This is a genomic window from Helicobacter pullorum NCTC 12824 (assembly GCF_017979475.1).
Lineage (GTDB): Bacteria > Campylobacterota > Campylobacteria > Campylobacterales > Helicobacteraceae > Helicobacter_D > Helicobacter_D pullorum.
This window is the reverse complement of the sequence record NZ_JAERIT010000001.1, coordinates 1-16,102: the sequence shown is the minus strand read 5'-3', so window position 1 is coordinate 16,102 and position 16,102 is coordinate 1. Positions and strand designations below refer to the sequence as shown.

Annotated in this window: 17 protein-coding genes; 10 read left to right on the top strand and 7 right to left on the bottom strand. The window is 35.1% G+C overall.

What is annotated here, in order from left to right; all coding sequences use genetic code 11:
• Nucleotides 1–3 precede the first annotated feature (3 nt).
• Nucleotides 4–345, bottom strand: a complete 342-nt coding sequence (locus JJQ98_RS00085; RefSeq protein ID WP_065827031.1) for an ArsR/SmtB family transcription factor — start codon at nt 343–345, stop codon at nt 4–6.
• Nucleotides 346–512: 167 nt separating this feature from the next.
• Here JJQ98_RS00085 and JJQ98_RS00080 point away from each other — a divergent pair, with 167 nt between their 5' ends.
• Both JJQ98_RS00080 and JJQ98_RS00075 read left to right on the top strand, forming a co-directional pair.
• On the top strand, nt 513–1,427 hold the full coding sequence (locus JJQ98_RS00080; protein ID WP_054198024.1) for a DUF2860 family protein: 915 nt from the start codon (nt 513–515) through the stop codon (nt 1,425–1,427).
• A gap of 9 nt (nt 1,428–1,436) precedes the next feature.
• On the top strand, nt 1,437–2,225 hold the full coding sequence (locus JJQ98_RS00075) for a HesA/MoeB/ThiF family protein (RefSeq protein WP_151104941.1): 789 nt from the start codon (nt 1,437–1,439) through the stop codon (nt 2,223–2,225).
• A 368-nt stretch (nt 2,226–2,593) separates the two neighbouring features.
• On the opposite strand, the gene JJQ98_RS00070 is transcribed toward JJQ98_RS00075, so the two are convergent.
• The 6 genes from JJQ98_RS00070 to rfaD all read right to left on the bottom strand — a co-directional run bounded on the left by JJQ98_RS00070 (nt 2,594) and on the right by rfaD (nt 9,275).
• Nucleotides 2,594–4,810 carry a TonB-dependent receptor gene (locus tag JJQ98_RS00070; protein ID WP_247596627.1) on the bottom strand — a complete coding sequence of 739 codons (2,217 nt, stop codon included), beginning with the start codon at nt 4,808–4,810 and terminating at the stop codon, nt 2,594–2,596.
• An 84-nt stretch (nt 4,811–4,894) separates the two neighbouring features.
• Nucleotides 4,895–5,650, bottom strand: coding sequence for a HugZ family heme oxygenase (locus tag JJQ98_RS00065; RefSeq protein ID WP_054198026.1), 756 nt, complete (start codon nt 5,648–5,650; stop codon nt 4,895–4,897).
• 94 nt (nt 5,651–5,744) lie between these two features.
• Nucleotides 5,745–6,191, bottom strand: a complete 447-nt coding sequence (locus JJQ98_RS00060) for a hypothetical protein (protein WP_151104940.1) — start codon at nt 6,189–6,191, stop codon at nt 5,745–5,747.
• A gap of 1 nt (nt 6,192) precedes the next feature.
• On the bottom strand, nt 6,193–6,750 hold the full coding sequence (gene gmhA / locus JJQ98_RS00055) for a D-sedoheptulose 7-phosphate isomerase (RefSeq protein ID WP_054195270.1): 558 nt from the start codon (nt 6,748–6,750) through the stop codon (nt 6,193–6,195).
• 2 nt (nt 6,751–6,752) lie between these two features.
• Complete coding sequence (rfaE1, locus tag JJQ98_RS00050; RefSeq protein ID WP_151104939.1) at nt 6,753–8,273, bottom strand: D-glycero-beta-D-manno-heptose-7-phosphate kinase; 1,521 nt, start codon at nt 8,271–8,273, stop codon at nt 6,753–6,755.
• The gene (gene rfaD, locus JJQ98_RS00045) at nt 8,274–9,275 is read right to left on the bottom strand and encodes an ADP-glyceromanno-heptose 6-epimerase (protein ID WP_054195272.1); all 1,002 of its coding nucleotides are present in this window, start codon (nt 9,273–9,275) and stop codon (nt 8,274–8,276) included.
• Between the two features lie 139 nt (nt 9,276–9,414).
• Here rfaD and JJQ98_RS00040 point away from each other — a divergent pair, with 139 nt between their 5' ends.
• The 8 genes from JJQ98_RS00040 to JJQ98_RS00005 all read left to right on the top strand — a co-directional run bounded on the left by JJQ98_RS00040 (nt 9,415) and on the right by JJQ98_RS00005 (nt 15,915).
• Nucleotides 9,415–10,239, top strand: a complete 825-nt coding sequence (locus JJQ98_RS00040; protein WP_151104938.1) for an HDOD domain-containing protein — start codon at nt 9,415–9,417, stop codon at nt 10,237–10,239.
• A 1-nt stretch (nt 10,240) separates the two neighbouring features.
• Nucleotides 10,241–12,391 (top strand): VacB/RNase II family 3'-5' exoribonuclease, encoded by a 2,151-nt coding sequence (locus tag JJQ98_RS00035; protein ID WP_151104937.1) that lies wholly within the window; start codon nt 10,241–10,243, stop codon nt 12,389–12,391.
• Nucleotides 12,384–13,388 carry a DNA polymerase III subunit delta gene (locus JJQ98_RS00030; RefSeq protein WP_040499850.1) on the top strand — a complete coding sequence of 335 codons (1,005 nt, stop codon included), beginning with the start codon at nt 12,384–12,386 and terminating at the stop codon, nt 13,386–13,388. Before JJQ98_RS00035 ends, JJQ98_RS00030 begins: the two co-directional genes overlap by 8 nt.
• Before the next feature lie 80 nt (nt 13,389–13,468).
• Nucleotides 13,469–13,906 (top strand): 30S ribosomal protein S6, encoded by a 438-nt coding sequence (gene rpsF / locus JJQ98_RS00025; protein ID WP_005021794.1) that lies wholly within the window; start codon nt 13,469–13,471, stop codon nt 13,904–13,906.
• A 14-nt stretch (nt 13,907–13,920) separates the two neighbouring features.
• Complete coding sequence (locus JJQ98_RS00020; RefSeq protein WP_054195276.1) at nt 13,921–14,412, top strand: single-stranded DNA-binding protein; 492 nt, start codon at nt 13,921–13,923, stop codon at nt 14,410–14,412.
• A 10-nt stretch (nt 14,413–14,422) separates the two neighbouring features.
• Complete coding sequence (rpsR, locus tag JJQ98_RS00015) at nt 14,423–14,680, top strand: 30S ribosomal protein S18 (RefSeq protein WP_005021798.1); 258 nt, start codon at nt 14,423–14,425, stop codon at nt 14,678–14,680.
• Between the two features lie 129 nt (nt 14,681–14,809).
• Nucleotides 14,810–15,358 carry a queuosine precursor transporter gene (locus JJQ98_RS00010; protein ID WP_040499768.1) on the top strand — a complete coding sequence of 183 codons (549 nt, stop codon included), beginning with the start codon at nt 14,810–14,812 and terminating at the stop codon, nt 15,356–15,358.
• Nucleotides 15,355–15,915, top strand: coding sequence for a D-glycero-alpha-D-manno-heptose-1,7-bisphosphate 7-phosphatase (locus JJQ98_RS00005; protein ID WP_065837645.1), 561 nt, complete (start codon nt 15,355–15,357; stop codon nt 15,913–15,915). The genes JJQ98_RS00010 and JJQ98_RS00005 overlap by 4 nt, the downstream gene beginning before the upstream one ends.
• Nucleotides 15,916–16,102 lie beyond the last annotated feature (187 nt).

Genomic DNA, 16,102 nt, shown 5'->3' with positions numbered 1-16,102 from the left:
CCTTTACATTTCTTGGATATGCTCTAAACCTTGCTCGAAAATCTTTTCGATATGGTCATCATCAAGTTCATAAAACACTTCTTTGCCTATTTTTTTGTATCGCACAAGTCTTGCTTGTCGCAGGATTCTAAGTTGGTGTGAGATGGCTGATTGTGAGAGATTGAGAAGAGTGGAGATTTCACTCACGCAAAGCTTTTCTTTTTGCAGTAGCGAGAGAATGCGGATTCGTGAAGAATCTCCAAAAATCTTAAAAAGCTCTGCTAATTCATACAGCAACTCTTCTTTGGGAAGTTTTTTGAGAATCTCTTCAAGAGTTTTAGAGCGTTTTTCATCAAATTCTGCCATTTTTTACTCCGTTATTTTGGTGAAATATTAATCATATATGAATATATATTCATATATTTAAACTTTGGAATGGTAGTCTCTTTTTTCTTAAATCAAAATTAATCAGTGGATATTAAGCGAAAATTGCTACAATTCAGCCTTTTAAAAGATTATAAAAAAGGTTTTAAATGATAAAAATAGCATTAACTTTGGCGATGTGCGGAAGTCTTGTATTAGCAGCAGAATCTGGATTTAGCGGAAATATTAGTTTGGGTGGCGGATTTAAAAAGGGAGAGAGCAATATTGATCCCTCATTAGATGAGAATCGCCTTAATAGTTTGAATGATAAAAATAACTCCACAGAGGCTATTCCGTTTCTTGGGATTGAGCTTTCTTATAAGGGGTTATTGAGCGATGATGAGGTGTATCTAAAAAACTATAATGGACGAGATGTTAGTGGTCTTAGTGTCGGATATGGATTGAATTATGGGAATAATAAGAGTGATATTGCTTTTATTAGCTCTTTGCGTCAAGAAGCCTATGCAAATCCTTACCAAATCGGCGATAGAGAGGTAGTTGATAGGAATCAATATGGGCTTAAAATAGAGCAAACTTATCATTTTAATGAAAAATTAGATGTTTTTGGTCGCTATGTCTATGCACAAGATAACTATGATAAAGAAAATTTGGAGCAATCTTTGCGTAGAGAGGGAGATATACATGAATTTGAGGTAGGATTTAAATATTATGGTATAGAAATTGGTGCATACTATGATATGAAAAATGCCGATGGTAGCGCAGAAAGTTACGATGGTTTTGGGATTAAGATAGATGGAAATTTGCCTATTTTGGATAATGAAACTTTTGCAAATTTTGGGTTAGTTTATGGCAATAGAAGCTATGATTCTAAGAATATTATCTTTGATAAAACTAGGGAAAGTGATATTTGGAAAGCAAAGTTGGGAATCTCTAGACACAATATTTTTGGATATAAGGGCGTGTATGCTTTTGCTACTTATCTTTATAGCAATGTGAGTGATGATATTGGATTTTTTGATGAAAGATACCATATTGGATTAGTAGGCTTAGGGTATAGATTTTAAAGGGATAAAATGGGGCTTGATAAAGAAGAGCTGGAGCGTTATAACCGCAATATCTTGCTAAGTGGAATTGGAGAAGAAGGGCAGCAAAAGCTAAAAAATGCAAAAGTGCTTGTCGTAGGTGCTGGTGGGCTTGGTTCGCCGGTGTTGTTTTATCTAACAGCAGCTGGAGTTGGAGAGATTGGGATTTGTGATGGGGATAGTGTAGATTTGAGCAATCTCCAAAGGCAGATTCTGCATAGAACGCAGGATATAGGGATTAACAAGGCAGAATCCGCTAAAGCAAAGCTAGAAGCACTTAATCCAAATATTTGCATTAAAATCTTTAAAGAGCGTCTTAATGCGACTAATGCTTTGAAGATTATAGGGGATTATGATTTGGTTGTAGAATCTACAGATGCCTTTGCCTCAAAGTTTCTTGTTAATGATGCGTGTGTGCTTGGTGGGAAGATTTTAGTTAGAGCGAGTGCATTGCATTTTTGTGGGCAAGCTATGAGTATCAAGCCCAAAGAAAGTGCTTGTTATGCTTGTTTGTTTGATTCTCCCCCACAAGAAGAAATGCCAACGGGAGCCAGTGTTGGAATCTTGGGGGCAGTAGCAGGGCTTTTTGGCTGTATTCAAGCAAATGAGGCAATAAAGATAATTACAGGCGTTGGAGAGCCTTTGTTTGATAAGTTTTTGAGCTGCGATATTCGGGATATGGAATTTCGCAAAATCTCTATTAGACGGAATCCTAAATGCAAAATATGCGGAGAAAATGGCATTACAAGCTTGGAGGAAACTAGATATAAAAGTGTCTAAAAGTAGCTAAAGTCTTCAATTCAAAACTACTTTAAGATTTTAGCCCAAAACTCTATAAATTGGGCAATAATGATTATCTAGGATTTTAAACTATTTTATAATCACTCTAACTGCCCTTGTTAGGTTTCTAATCTAAAATTTAGATTGAGTAGCAATATAAAGCAATTCTTTTATTAAGGGCGAGTGATTTTAATTTATAATTCTAGCCTTTGCCCCTATCTAAGTGTGATTTTGTTTTTATGCTTTTTGCAATCTACCAAAGCACTTTAGCCCAAAAAAGATATTCACTAGCAAAGATTAATGTTTGGAAGCATAAGAGGTTTAGCAGAATCCCACCGCCAAAGCAAGTGGGGATTCTACTTAAATGACTAAAAAGAATATTTTGCAGAGATAAAGAATGTCCTTCCTTGCCCTATAAGATAGCTATATCCAGTGATAGTATCACTAGAATCTGAATTATAAAAGCTATAATAAAATTTATCAAAAAGGTTTTTTACTCCAGCACTGATAAGAAATTCTTTGTATTTTGCGGTAATTCCTATGTCTGTTAGAGAGTAAGATTGAATTTTGCTTTGTATGGTATCTACTTGGTTGCCATAAAAGGTGTTATTAATCCACAAAGTGTAATCTTTGAGGAATTTATAATTAAGTCCCAAAGTGGCTTTGTATTTGCTTACATAAGGGATTCTTTGGCTGGTGCTTTGCCCATTTTGTTTTTTTATTTTCGCATCGGTGTAGGAGAGGCTTTCTGTAAGGGTAAGGGTATTGTCCAAAAAGTATTGTTCCAAAAATAGCTCAAATCCCATCCTTTCGGTTTTATCATAGTTTCCGTATTCTACACCCGATATAGAATGTGCTGTGCCAATGGTGTAAAACTCATCGTTGGTAAGTGTGTAGTAACCTGTAAGAGAGAATAAAAAGGTATCCCACCAAAAATCCCTAATACCAATTTCAAAAGTGTTGTAAGTTTCATCTTTGATGTTGGTTGTTTGATAAGTGGTTCCTTGTCTTTGCAAAAGGGAGTTGGGCGAAGGAGAGATGAAGCCTCTTTCGTATTTGGCATAGATATTGCCATAAGTTGAATATTTGTAGTTTGGATTAATTTCAAAGGCAAAATTGTGGGAATCTTCATTTAAAGAGCCTTGTGCGTAGGTTGGACTAACAAAGGGCATCCGAGTTCCGCCTACAAAAATATCATGAGTGTGCATATTGTAATCCACATCAACATCGTATTTGTCGTATTCATAGCGGATTCCACCCATAAGTGAGAATCTATCGGTAAAGTCGTATTTTTCTATTGCATAGAGGGAATTACTCCATTTATTGCCCTCAAAAGGAATTAGCATACCATTAATGTATTGAAGTCCGCTTAAAGTACCCATAGAATAATTTGGATCATAGGCATCAATATAATTATCCATCGTGCGTTTGCTGATATTGTAAGTAGATTGCGCACCTAGAATCAGCAAACCATTGTTGTGTTTTTGGTCATATTTGATATCTAGTCCGATTTTTTGGTCATCAAAAAACGAGCCGCTTTGGTCTGCTAGAGTATTTGGAAAAGAAAATGCTATAGGCATACCACTCATTTGTAAAGTATAATTGCTAATGTAGGTTTTGGTGTCTAAATAATCAATTTTGTTATAGTGATAAAAGATTTTAGCGATTAGGTTTGCTGTGGGGCTTAGTTCATTTTGGTATCCCAAACTTGCATCAAAGCGAAGTTGCCTATTGTGAAAGTCGCCATTACCGGGGGTTTTTCTATCATTTTTAGAAGGATTTGGATTATCCAAAAAAGAGTTATTGGGCGAAGAATCAATATCGCCTCTAAAAATATCAAAATCAAAAAATACGCTCTGTGATTGTCCGATATCTTTTGTAAGGCTTAAATTTGCCCCTACTCCCTCTATCTTGTCTCCATATCGCGGTCCGCCCTTATTTTGATAATTTGCCCCAAATGAATAATAGAGATTTTCATTGGTTTTATTTCCATATTTGAAATCCACATTATAGCTATTTCCATTGCCCTCTAAAACATTGCTATATCCGATATTAGCGTTAAAAGTTGGTTTTTCATAGCGTCTTTGTGTGATGATATTGACTACTCCTCCCCTTGTGCCATTTCCATACATAACAGCCCCTCCGCCGGGTAGGATTTCTATCCTTTCTATGGAGTTAATATCAATGGTATTGAGTGGAGTTACACCATGGCTAGAATCAAGCATATTTTGTGGGATTCCATTAACCAAAACTTGAACGCTAATATTGGCTTTATCCCCTTGTCCTCTTAAGTCAATATTCTTTCCAAGCCCGATATCTGTGAGATTTACAAAGGGTAGAGTGCGAAAAACATCTTCTAAATTTTTGTAACCCTTATCGTTGATTGCTTCTTTGTCAATAATAACCATATTTCTATTAAGCTCATCAAGACTAAAACGCATAATAGGTGCAGAAACAACGGCGGTTTCTAAGAGGACTTTTTCGTCTTGTTTTTTGGATTCTTGTTGAATGTTTTGTGTCTCTTGTGCATTAAGCAATGCCAAAGATAGAGTAAATAATCCTGTTAGAGTTGGTAAATTTTTCATCGAGTATCCTTTTTAATATTAAAAGTGATAATTTTTATTATTATAAAACAACATAAAACCATCAAGAAAAAATCTTGATAGCTTTTAGTGGTTGTGCGGGGATTTGGTGTGAGGGTTATTCTCTGTTAATGGAATAATTTCACCATCAATGATATCATAAGCCTGTCCGAATCCTTTGACAAAGCGTCCGGTTTTTAGATGCAGTTCAATCAAATGAAAATCAAGCATTTTGCGTATGGTTTTCAAAGGTCCATTGTGTTCATTTTGTGCTTCAAAAGCATCATAGATTCTATCAAACTCTTCTCCCCTTGGGATAAAAGTCGCCTCACTTTTGAATCTTGCTCTTTTTCTTAAAATAATCAAAGGTGCTTCTTTTTCGTCCTGCAAAAACATAATTTCAATCTTGTTTGGATTGGTGTGAATGCTAGAAAAATGCTCAGAAACCTCGCTAATATAAATGTAGTATTTGCCATTGGTTTGGATTAAAGGTGCATAAGAGCAAACCGCAGTGCCATTAGGGGCAATAGAGGCTATGCAAATAGATTTGAAGCCACGCATAAACTCTTCTAATTCCTCTTTGATGGCTTGTGTATCAAGGCTGCTTTTGACGCTTAAACAAAGTTGGACAATCGTGTCTTTGAGCGTTTTTTCATCGGCTTTCTTCTCAAAGTCGATTTTCAATGTCTTATTTTCATTGTAACAAAGCGTGATTCCTTCAAAATCCACTTTTGTAGCTTGGACATTTGAAATAGTACTTGCATTGCCAAATTTTTTGCACAAATCTTTCAAATTATCTTGGTGATGATTATTAAGATGTTCTAAAATTTTGGAAAAATCCATAATTTGTCCTTTCATTTTTGAAATACATTAAAATGATAACGATAATTATCTTAAATTGAAATAAACGCAAAAATTGTTTTTTGAAAGTTTTAAATTACAAAGAATAATCCAAAAATAATTCTAAATTTTTATCAAATAAATCCCCTAGATTATAAAGGCATTCTGGGCAAATATCAAGAGGTTTTTCATTGAAAAATCTTGTTTGGATTTTGTGGGAATAAATGCTTATAAAAAACTGCATATTAGGGCGAATGATTGCTAAAAATTCAGGGTTATTATAGTGTTTTAAGCTTTCTTTGCAAGCACACAAATGCACCAAAGGATCCCCTTGAGTGCGAAAAAGAGATTCTTGAATTTTTGCTTGATAGAGCATTACTTTGGTAGAGGTTTTGTCAGGGAGAGTGAAGTAAATCCCCTCTTTTGTGGGATTTAAATCCGCTAGATTTGCACTAATCCCGCTAGTTTTTAGTGTGTCTAAAAGGGTTGATTTTAGGTTAAAGTGAAATTGCTGGCAGGATTCTATGGTTTTTTGAAAAAACAAATTATGCTTCTTTTTCGATTAAATCACAAATAATATGTGCCATTAAAATGTGCATTTCTTGGATTCTTGGAGTATCTTCACTTGGGGAGATTAATAAAATATCGCACCATTCTTTCATTTCCCCTCCATTTCTGCCACTAAAGCCAAGCGTGTTACATTCCATTTTTTTGGCTAATTTTAAAGCATTTAAGACATTTGTGCTATTGCCACTTGTGGAGATTCCCCATAGCAAATCCCCCTTTTGTGCTAATGCTTCAAATTGACGAGAAAAAACAAAATCATAGCCATAATCATTGCCTATGGCAGTTAATGCACTTGTATCGGTGGTAAGGGCTATGGCACTTAAACCTCTTCTTTCTCTTTTGTAGCGTCCTGTTAATTCTGCTGCGATATGTTGTGCATCAGCTGCACTTCCTCCATTTCCGCAAATTAGAATCTTATTGCCATTTTTGAGAGTTTGTATTGCCAAAAGTGCCGCTTTTTGTATAGTTTGTGCGAGTGCTGGCATTTTTTGTGCGGTTTGAATGTGAGCGTTAATTTCATCTAAAATGTGTTGCATGGTTATCCTTTTTTGATTTTTTGAATAGTATTTGTAGTGCTTTTGCCCTCTACAAAGTCAATCAAGCATAGTTTTTTGGCAAATTCACTCCCTGCAACTTTTTTGCCTTGATAATCTGCCCCTTTAGCCAAAAAGTGAGGTTGAATGGCTTTGATAAGCTCTAGGGGAGTATCCTCATCAAAAATAATCACAAAATCCACGCATTCTAAAGCACATAATAAAGCCGCTCTATCCTCTTGAGAATTGATGGGGCGATCTTTGCCTTTAAGTCTTTTGATGGAATTATCGCTATTTAATCCAACAATGAGTAAATCCCCTAATGCTCTTGCTTGATTAAGGTAGCTAATATGCCCAAAATGCAAAATATCAAAGCAGCCATTAGTAAAAACGATTTTGAAATCTTGTTGCTTGAGTGTTCCTAAAAATTCCAAAAAAGATGAAAAGGTATTTTGATTAATTAGTTTGGAGCTAGGTGCAATGGGTTTTTGTTTTTGGGAGATTCGTTGCAGGTGTGGTAAAAATCGTGTGTTTGGATTTTCTTTAAAAACTTTGAAAAACCCTAAAGAAAGCGTATCAAGAAGATGATTGTCTTGTAAATAAGCAAAAATTTCTTGTTTGGTTGCAACTGCAGAGCCAATTTTCCCCACCACCACAGCAGCAGCGGCATTTGCAAATTGTATGCTAGAGAGAATGTCTTCATTTTGTGCAAGCATAAAAGCAAGTGCAGCAATAACCGTGTCTCCAGCACCGGTTACATCAAAAACTTCTTTGGCTATGGTTGGGAGCTTGTGAAGTTTGTCATCTAAAATCCCAATGCCATCTTCACTAAGTGTGATGAGGGAGTATTCAAGATTGCAAGATTTTTTTAGGTTTTGGAGTGCAAGAAGTAGTGTAGAATCATCGAGGATTTGAATGCCTGTTGCTTCTTTGGCTTCTTTTTTGTTGGGTGTTAGGAGGGTTGCACCTTTGTATTTGGAATAATCTTTGCCTTTGGGGTCAATGAGGATTTTTAGCTTAGAATCTTTGGCAATTTTGATGAGGTTTTGGGTGAGATTCTCGCTTAATACGCCTTTTTGATAATCAGAGAGGATTATACAATCTATTTTGTGGCTTTCTATTAGCGTTTTGGCAAAATTTAAAATAAACTCTTCGCCCTCTTGTGAAATAGGGCTTTTATCCTCTCTATCTACGCGGATAACTTGTTGGTGTGCGGCGATGATTCTTGATTTTTGTGTGGTTGGGCGGTTTAGATTATAATAAATGCCTTGTGTGTGAATGTGTAGGGATTCTAATGTTTCTTTGAGTTTTGTGCCTGCTTCATCTTTGCCCACCATTCCACAAATAAACACTTCGCATTCTAATGCGACAAGGTTATTTGCTACATTGCAAGCACCTCCCAAATTCAGCGTTTCTTTGGCGACTTCGATGACTTGCACGGGGGCTTCTGGAGAGATTCTCTCACATTGTCCCCAAATATAATGGTCTAAAATCAAATCCCCAATAACTAGAATGCTAGGCTTCAATTAATAACTCCCTTTTGTGTGGATTTCTTTGATTTGTTTGAGATAGTTTTTGATACCGATTTCTAAAGAAAATCTAGGCGTGTAATCTAAAAATTCTTGCGTTAAGATAATGTTTGCTTGAGTGTGTGTTTGGAAAAATGGATAAGGATTATCAAAGTATTCTACTTCAAAGTTTCCTAATTCTTGTTTGAGGCAAGATACAATATCATTATAACTTCTAGCAACCCCACTTCCCACATTATATACGCCACTTTTTTTGGCAAACATTGCTTTGATATTAGCTTGAATCACATCTTGAATATAGACAAAATCACGCTTTTGTTCCCCCATTTTAAAAAGCCTTACTTTTTTGTTTTGGAGCGCTTGTAATCCTAGCTGCAAAATCATAGAAGCAGTTTTGCCTTTATAAAATTCATTTTCCCCATAAACATTAAAATAACGCAATCCAACGCTATGTAAGTTGGGGTATTTTTGCAAATATTGATAATTGAGATTATCCATCATTAATTTAGAGAATCCATAAACATTCTCAGGAATCTCTCCGCTACCAATGCTATTTGGTGCAGGAGTATTGCCATATACGCCTGCACTTGAGGCATAAATCATCTTAGCACCACTCTCTAAACATAAATCTAATAAATCTTTAAAAGCATTGAGATTGCTTCGCAAAACCATTTCTTGATTCATAACCGTGGTATCTGAAATTGCAGCTTGATGAAAAATGTAATCAAATTTTTGTTTTCTTAATCTTTCTAAATCATTTTTGTTGTTAATATCGCCTGTAATCACTTCTCCCTTGAATCCCAAAAGATTCTTAAAATGCCCTAGAGATTTTAAGTTGCCATTGCTAAAAGTTTCTTCATTTCTAAAGCAGTCAAAAATGACAACTTCGGCATCTACATGGTATTTTTGAAAATAATGGGCAAGGTTAGAACCAATAAACCCAGCACCTCCTGTGATTAAAATACGTTTTTTTGCAAGCGTATCATCAATGTATTGCATAAGATTCCTTTGCATTGTGTTAAGAATGTTGCATTATAACAAAATAGTTTTAAATAATTAGAATTTTAAAGTCTTATTATGATATTATTTTTGCTCCATAATAATGAATTATAATTCAAAATAGACAGGCTGTTATTGAATGAAAGAATTAATCATTGCAAACATAGAATCTCTCCCGCCTCTATCGCAAACCATCGTTGAATTACAAAGAATCTGTGCGCGTGATGATGTGAGTGTAAAAGAAGTTGCAGAGGTTATTCAAACAGATCCTTTTTTGACTGCAAGCATTATAAAAAGTGCAAATGCACCTTTGTATGGCTATACAAGAACCGTGAATTCTGTCGCACAAGCAGTTGCGATATTTGGAGTTTATACTGCCAAAGGACTTGCGATTGTGAGTGTTGTAAAGGCTCAATTAGTAATTAATCTCACACCTTATGGATTAAGTGTATCAAATTTCACTGAAGCAGCTAATCAAAAAGGTATGTTTGTTAGCAAATGGTATAAAGGGTCTAAATTGCTTTCTATTTTGGTAACTTGTGCTCTTATTATGCACATTGGTATGGCGATTTTATCGGATTGCTTGATTAAATCCAAAAAAGGTAAAAAGTTTAGCGAGCGGCTAAAAACAACCCCTTGTATAGCTTTGGAAAAAGAAATGTTGGGAGTCAATCAATTTGAGATTTTAGAAATGCTTTGTGAGCATTGGCATTTTGAACCTACAATAATAAAAGTTATTCACAGCTTGCAAGAAGAGAGATTGCCACAAGAGATTCAAAGATATGTTTATCCTTTGCGTGTTTTAAATGCCTTGATTAATCCCTTTAGCATTGCTGCTAAAGAGCAAATAAAAAATGCAAGGAATTTGGCAATAAATTATGGATTAGATATTCAAGGTTTTGATGAGACATTGCTTGCAATGGGCTTTGTAAAAAGCCTAAGAGAATTAGAAAATTATAATTAGCATGATTGAATTTGTTAAGATTTTAGAAGAGGGAATACCTCTTGATGCAAAACTCGCTCCAGCCTTCCAAAAATATTTAGAATTATTAGCCCATTTGAATGTGCTTAAAATCAAAAAAAATAAATATTATCTTTTGGAAAAATTCCGCATTGGTAAAGTAGAGCTAACAAAAGCAGGGTATGGATTTGTAAGGGCATTTGACAATACAGGCAAAGATTGGCTTGTTGAAAAGAATCTCCTAAAAGGCGCACAAAAAGGCGATATAGTTTTGGCAAAATCCTTGATTAAGCACCAGCATAGTGCAAAAATCAAAGCAAAAGTCCTTGTAGTTTTGCAAGAAAAAGTTTCTAGTGTTATTTGCTATTTGGAAAAATACAAATTAGATTGTATAGCGGTATCTATCCCTAATGAAGTGGTGTATAAAATCAATGCGTCCCAAAAATCCCTCAAAACTCTTCCTTCTAAAACTATTTTGAAAATTAACCCTAGAAATGGGGAGATTTTAGAGATTTTAGGGACACTAGAAGACCCCAAAATCGATGAAATTATTTCCCTAAACCTCTATGATAAGCACGAATCATTTAGCCTCCAAGCAGAAATCCAAGCCCAGAGTTTCAAAGAGGTTAAAATTAAAGATTTTAAAGAGCGTATCAACCTTACTAATTTACCCTTTTGTGCTATTGATCCAGTGAGTGCAAAGGACCATGATGACGCGGTTTTTTATGATGAAGAAAGTTCTATACTTTATGTGGCTATTGCCGATGTTAGTCATTATGTAACGCCTAATTCACCTTTGGATATTGACGCTAAAAGTCGTGGATTTAGTATTTATTTTCCACACAAATCTATCCCTATGCTACCACGCATTTTAAGCGAGAATCTTTGTTCTTTGCAAGAAGGCAAAATGCGTTTGGCAATGGTTTGGAAGATTCGCCTCCATAAACGCACAAAAGTAGTTTTGAGCAGTGAGCTTTTTGCTGCGGTTATTAAAGTTAAACAAAAATTAACTTATGAGGAGGTGGATATTCTTTTTGAGACCCAAAAGAGCAAAACAATCAAAAAATCTCTCCATTCTATGCTTTTTGCTCTCCAAGAATTGACTCAAAAACTCCGCAAAAAGCGTTTGCAAAAGGGATTTGACTTTTTGGGCGATGAAGTGGAGTTGGAGTTGGATAAGAATTTGGAGCTAAAATCACTCCACTTCCAACCTCAAAGCTCTTCTCATCAGTTAATAGAAGAATGTATGTTGCTTGCAAATATCCAAAGTGCCAAACTTCTTGAACAAAAAAATTCCAAAAATGATGAAAATTTAAAATTAGGCATTTATCGTGTGCATCAAAAACCCAAGCAAGAAAAACTTTCAGAGTTATTTGGGGAATTAAGAATGCTCGGTATTTGGAGGGGCAAAGCTATCCCCAAAACACAAGAATCTTTACATAAGGCGATTATTGAAATTCAAAATAATGCCAAAAAGGCAAAAATGCAAAGAGAGGTTGATAAACTAATCATCAAATCAATGCAGCAAGCTAACTATGCAAGCCATAATCTAGGGCATTTTGGTTTGGGGTTTGAAGCATATAGTCATTTTACTTCCCCCATAAGGCGTTATAGTGATCTTATTTTGCACCGAATCTTAAAATCCAAAATCACACTCCAAGAAGACATTGATTATAAAGAATCTTTGCCTATGCTTTGTGATAATCTAAACACTCAAGAAAGAGAGATTATGCAGATTGAATGGGATTTCCAAGATAGAAAATTTGCGCGTTATCTCTCAAAGCATTTGGGGCAAACCTATCAAGGAATTATCATCAATGAAAGCCATCCTATTTTGATTTCATTGACAGATTATCCGCTAATGGGTGCTAGAGTAGTAGGACTAAATGGAAGCGGGGTAAAATACCAAAAAGCTTTGGTGCAAATTATAGAAGTCAATCTTGCAACCACAAAGGTTTATGGTATGGTGGTCAAAGTTTATAATGAGGGATTTGATTCTAATAATGAAGCGATTTCTCAATACATTGTTGCCAAAAAACAAAACCAAGCAAAAATCAAAAAACAGCACGCAAAAGAGGAAGCAAGAAGGATTGCTTCAAGAGCCAAAAGACACAAAAAGCAAAAATTCCACAAAAGGCGAAAGAGAAATGTATAAAAAAGAGCTAGATACCAAACTTGCCAACAATACAGAAATGCGTGCAATTTTGCTTTATGGCGAAGATTCTTTTTTGATAGGGTATTATGGAGATAAAATCGCACAAAAAATCTTAGCAAAAGGTTGTGAAAAAAACAGCTTTTATTTTGGCGAATTTGATTTTGAAGCAGCCTTATCTTGTTTTTCTCAAGGCTCACTTTTTGGCGATGAAGCATTAGTGTGGATAAAAGTCGATAAAAAGATTCCCAAAAAGCAATTAGATTCTTTAATAGAGGCAATAGAGAAAAATCAAAGCGGTTATCTTATTTTGGAATTTTATCAAGCAGAAAATAAAAGTGTGAGTGAGTATGGGCTAGATTGCAAGGCTTTAGCAGGAAGTTTTAGGGGCAAAAATATTTATGAGGTGCGATTTTTCTTTGCTAATCAAGGGGAGGCAATGGCGATTTTGAGGGAATATGCTAACGCTCTTTGTATTAAGATTTCTGATTATGCACTCAAAAAAATCCTAGAACAACAAAATTATGATTTGGGGCTTAGCGTCGCAGAATTGCGTAAATATAGTATTTTTGATGAGGAAATCAATGTAGAGAGTATCGAAAGTTTGGGGTATGGGCTAGGAAGCGTAGAGTATGAGGAAATTTTGGAACTTTTGTTGGATAAAAAGCCCTTTTTTAAAGAGCTTGATAGATTTTTAGAACAGGGTTTTGAAGAAGTCCAACTAATCGCAGAAGTGCAACGATATTTTTTTCAACTCTTTTTATTTTCAAGCCATATTAGAATCTATGGCAATGCTTCATCAGAAGAGATTTTGGGATACAAACTTCCTCCCATAATTTTAGAAAAAAAAAGAAAAAGAGCCATACAAATTAACACCCAAGAAAGATTCCAAAAAATTTTTTATGTATTGAACAAATGGCGTGAAGAAGCAATCAAAGGAAATACCAAGGGAAATGGTTTTTTTAGTGCCTTAATAAAAATTCAAGCAATTTTAGAATAAAATCACGCCTTTACATATTTTAAATTGTAAAAATCCTTGCTCTTTTTAGCAAAAAAGGGCGAAATCTATAAGGAGATAAAATGCGTTTTTATGAAACTATGTTTGTGGTAAAACCCACTTTGACACAAGAAGAGATAGTGCAGAAAATCGATTTTTATAAAACTGCAATCCTCAATAATGGTGGTGAGATTAGTGCAACTTTGGATATGGGTATGCGAAATCTTGCTTATGAAATCAAAAAAAACAAGCGTGGATATTATTTTGTTATTTATTTCAAGGCTGAACCAAAGCTTGTTTTGGAGCTAGAGCGTCTTTATCGCATCAATGAAGATATTTTGCGTTTTATCGTGATTAAATATGATAGCAAAAAAGAACAAAAAGCTTGGGAAACTCTTGTAGATAGAGCAATTAACAACAAAAAGGCAACTCCTCTAAAAGAGCCAAAAGAAAAAGCCGTAGAGAAAGAAGCTCCAAAAGCACAAGAAGCTTCCGAAGTTTCAGAGACACAAGAGGATTAATTTAAGGATTTTAGATGTTTAATAAAGTCATTTTGGTGGGGAATTTGACGCGAGATGTTGAATTGCGTTATTTACCAAGTGGAGCAGCATTAGCAAGGTTGAATCTGGCAACCAATCGCCGCTATAAAAAACAAGATGGGACACAAGCTGAGGAGGTGTGTTTTATTGATGTGAATCTTTTTGGTAGAACTGCTGAAGTGGCAAATCAATACCTTAAAAAAGGTTCTCAAGTTTTGATTGAAGGGCGTTTGGTGCTAGAGAGTTGGACAGATAATACAGGAGCAAAGAGGACAAAGCATTCTATCACTGCTGAATCTATGCAAATGCTAGGACAACGACAAAGCACTCAAGAAGAAAATCACGATTATGGGGCAGGGGATTATAATAATTACCAAGAGTATGAGAAGCCTGCTTATACAGCACCTGCTGCACCAAAGGCACAACCGGTGCAAAAAGAGCCCGAACTCCCAGTGATTGATATTAATGATGATGAAATACCATTTTAAAGGATAAATTATGGCAGAAAAAAAGAGATATTCCAAAAGATATTGCAGATACACAGAATCAAAAATCGAATTTATTGATTATAAAGATATTGATATGCTTAAGCATTCATTGTCAGAGCGTTACAAGATTATGCCTCGCCGTTTGACAGGAAATTCCAAAAAATGGCAAGAGCGTGTAGAAGTAGCTATCAAAAGAGCTAGACAAATGGCATTGATTCCTTACATTGTAGATAGGAAAAATGTCGTAGAAAATCCTTTCAAAATCTAGTCCAATTCAAAAGATTCCAAAATTTCCATTTAGAAGTTTCTAAGTGGTTTTTTGGTTTTCTAAAAAGTGCTTTGGTGCTAAAAACACAAAGCCTTTTTTAGAGGATAAATTTAGAATGCGGGAGTGCAAATGTCGTTTGGTATAAAATTTATCTCCGTGGCGATTTTTATGTTTCTTATCGTCGCTTCTAACTATCTTGTGCAATTTCCAATCAATGACTTTTTTACTTATGGTGCGATTCTTTATCCCTTTACTTTTTTGCTTGCAGATATTCTAGCAGAAAAGCACAGCAAAGAAGAGGTGCTAAAAGTCGTTAGGATTGGGATTTTTTGTGCTTTTATCCCTTCAATGTTTTTGGCAGAATTCCGCATAGCACTTGCGAGTGTGAGCGCATTTTTTGTTTCACAGCAAGCCGATATTTATGTGTTTTATTGGCTAAAGTCCAAATTCCCAAAACTCTGGTGGCTAAGAAATGTCGGTAGCACAGCCTTTTCTCAATTTGTTGATACGGTGGTGTTTTTCCATATTGCATTTTTGTTTGTGATGCCGTGGCAAAATATCCTTATGCTAATTGCTGGAGATTATCTCATTAAGTTTATTTTGGCATTTTTAAATACTCCACTTTTTTATCTTTTTGCGATTCGTATGCAAAATTTCTTAGGAATCTGTGCCAAATGAAACGAAAAGTTGTGTTTTTTGATAGAGATGATGTCGTCAATCTCGAGGACGCACCCTATGGATACAAAATAGAGACTTTCTACTTCGCCCCTTATTTTATGGAACTTTTTTTGGAGCTAAAAAAGCTAGATTCTTTGTGCTTTTTGGTAACTAATCAATCAGGCATTAATCGTGGAATTTTTACACAAAAGGATTTTGAAGTTTTGAGTGCTTTTATGCAAAATTGCATTGTTTCTTGCTTGACTATTCCTCTAAGGCAGAGCGGTTTTGTCCCCAAAAATATAGCTTTTGATGGCATTTATTTTTGCCCCCATACCAAAGAAGAAAATTGCGCTTGTCGCAAACCTAAAAGCCAAATGCTACTTCAGGCGTGCAAGGATTTTGGTTTGGATTTGTCTTTGTATGAAAGTTATATTTTGGGGGATAAAGATACCGATATGATTGCTGGGTTAAATGCAGGTGTGCAAACTCGCATTATCGTAGGCAAAGGCGAATCGCAAAACGCCACACACAGGGTAAAGAATCTCAAAGAGGCTTTAGAAATACTCATTGATTGATTAAAAATTTTAAAAATTGATTTTGGGTATGTTTAGATTTTGTATAAAATCTTTATTGATAAAATAAATAAAATACCCCCTAGTAATTTATTTTTTAATGATTACCAATACCCCATATAAACACATTTTGCCCCCCCCCCCCCCATTATAAAAGTGATTTTAATAAAATATAAATATTTTATTTATT

Excerpts from the sequence above, each read along its gene's own strand:
- JJQ98_RS00085 (WP_065827031.1), bottom strand. The coding sequence starts at position 345 with ATGGCAGAATTTGATGAAAAACGCTCTAAAACTCTTGAAGAGATTCTC.
- JJQ98_RS00080 (WP_054198024.1), top strand. The coding sequence starts at position 513 with ATGATAAAAATAGCATTAACTTTGGCGATGTGCGGAAGTCTTGTATTA.
- JJQ98_RS00075 (WP_151104941.1), top strand. The coding sequence starts at position 1,437 with ATGGGGCTTGATAAAGAAGAGCTGGAGCGTTATAACCGCAATATCTTG.
- JJQ98_RS00070 (WP_247596627.1), bottom strand. The coding sequence starts at position 4,810 with ATGAAAAATTTACCAACTCTAACAGGATTATTTACTCTATCTTTGGCA.
- JJQ98_RS00065 (WP_054198026.1), bottom strand. The coding sequence starts at position 5,650 with ATGGATTTTTCCAAAATTTTAGAACATCTTAATAATCATCACCAAGAT.
- gmhA (WP_054195270.1), bottom strand. The coding sequence starts at position 6,750 with ATGCAACACATTTTAGATGAAATTAACGCTCACATTCAAACCGCACAA.
- rfaD (WP_054195272.1), bottom strand. The coding sequence starts at position 9,275 with ATGCAATACATTGATGATACGCTTGCAAAAAAACGTATTTTAATCACA.
- JJQ98_RS00040 (WP_151104938.1), top strand. The coding sequence starts at position 9,415 with ATGAAAGAATTAATCATTGCAAACATAGAATCTCTCCCGCCTCTATCG.
- JJQ98_RS00035 (WP_151104937.1), top strand. The coding sequence starts at position 10,241 with ATGATTGAATTTGTTAAGATTTTAGAAGAGGGAATACCTCTTGATGCA.
- JJQ98_RS00030 (WP_040499850.1), top strand. The coding sequence starts at position 12,384 with ATGTATAAAAAAGAGCTAGATACCAAACTTGCCAACAATACAGAAATG.
- rpsF (WP_005021794.1), top strand. The coding sequence starts at position 13,469 with ATGCGTTTTTATGAAACTATGTTTGTGGTAAAACCCACTTTGACACAA.
- JJQ98_RS00020 (WP_054195276.1), top strand. The coding sequence starts at position 13,921 with ATGTTTAATAAAGTCATTTTGGTGGGGAATTTGACGCGAGATGTTGAA.
- rpsR (WP_005021798.1), top strand. The coding sequence starts at position 14,423 with ATGGCAGAAAAAAAGAGATATTCCAAAAGATATTGCAGATACACAGAA.
- JJQ98_RS00010 (WP_040499768.1), top strand. The coding sequence starts at position 14,810 with ATGTCGTTTGGTATAAAATTTATCTCCGTGGCGATTTTTATGTTTCTT.
- JJQ98_RS00005 (WP_065837645.1), top strand. The coding sequence starts at position 15,355 with ATGAAACGAAAAGTTGTGTTTTTTGATAGAGATGATGTCGTCAATCTC.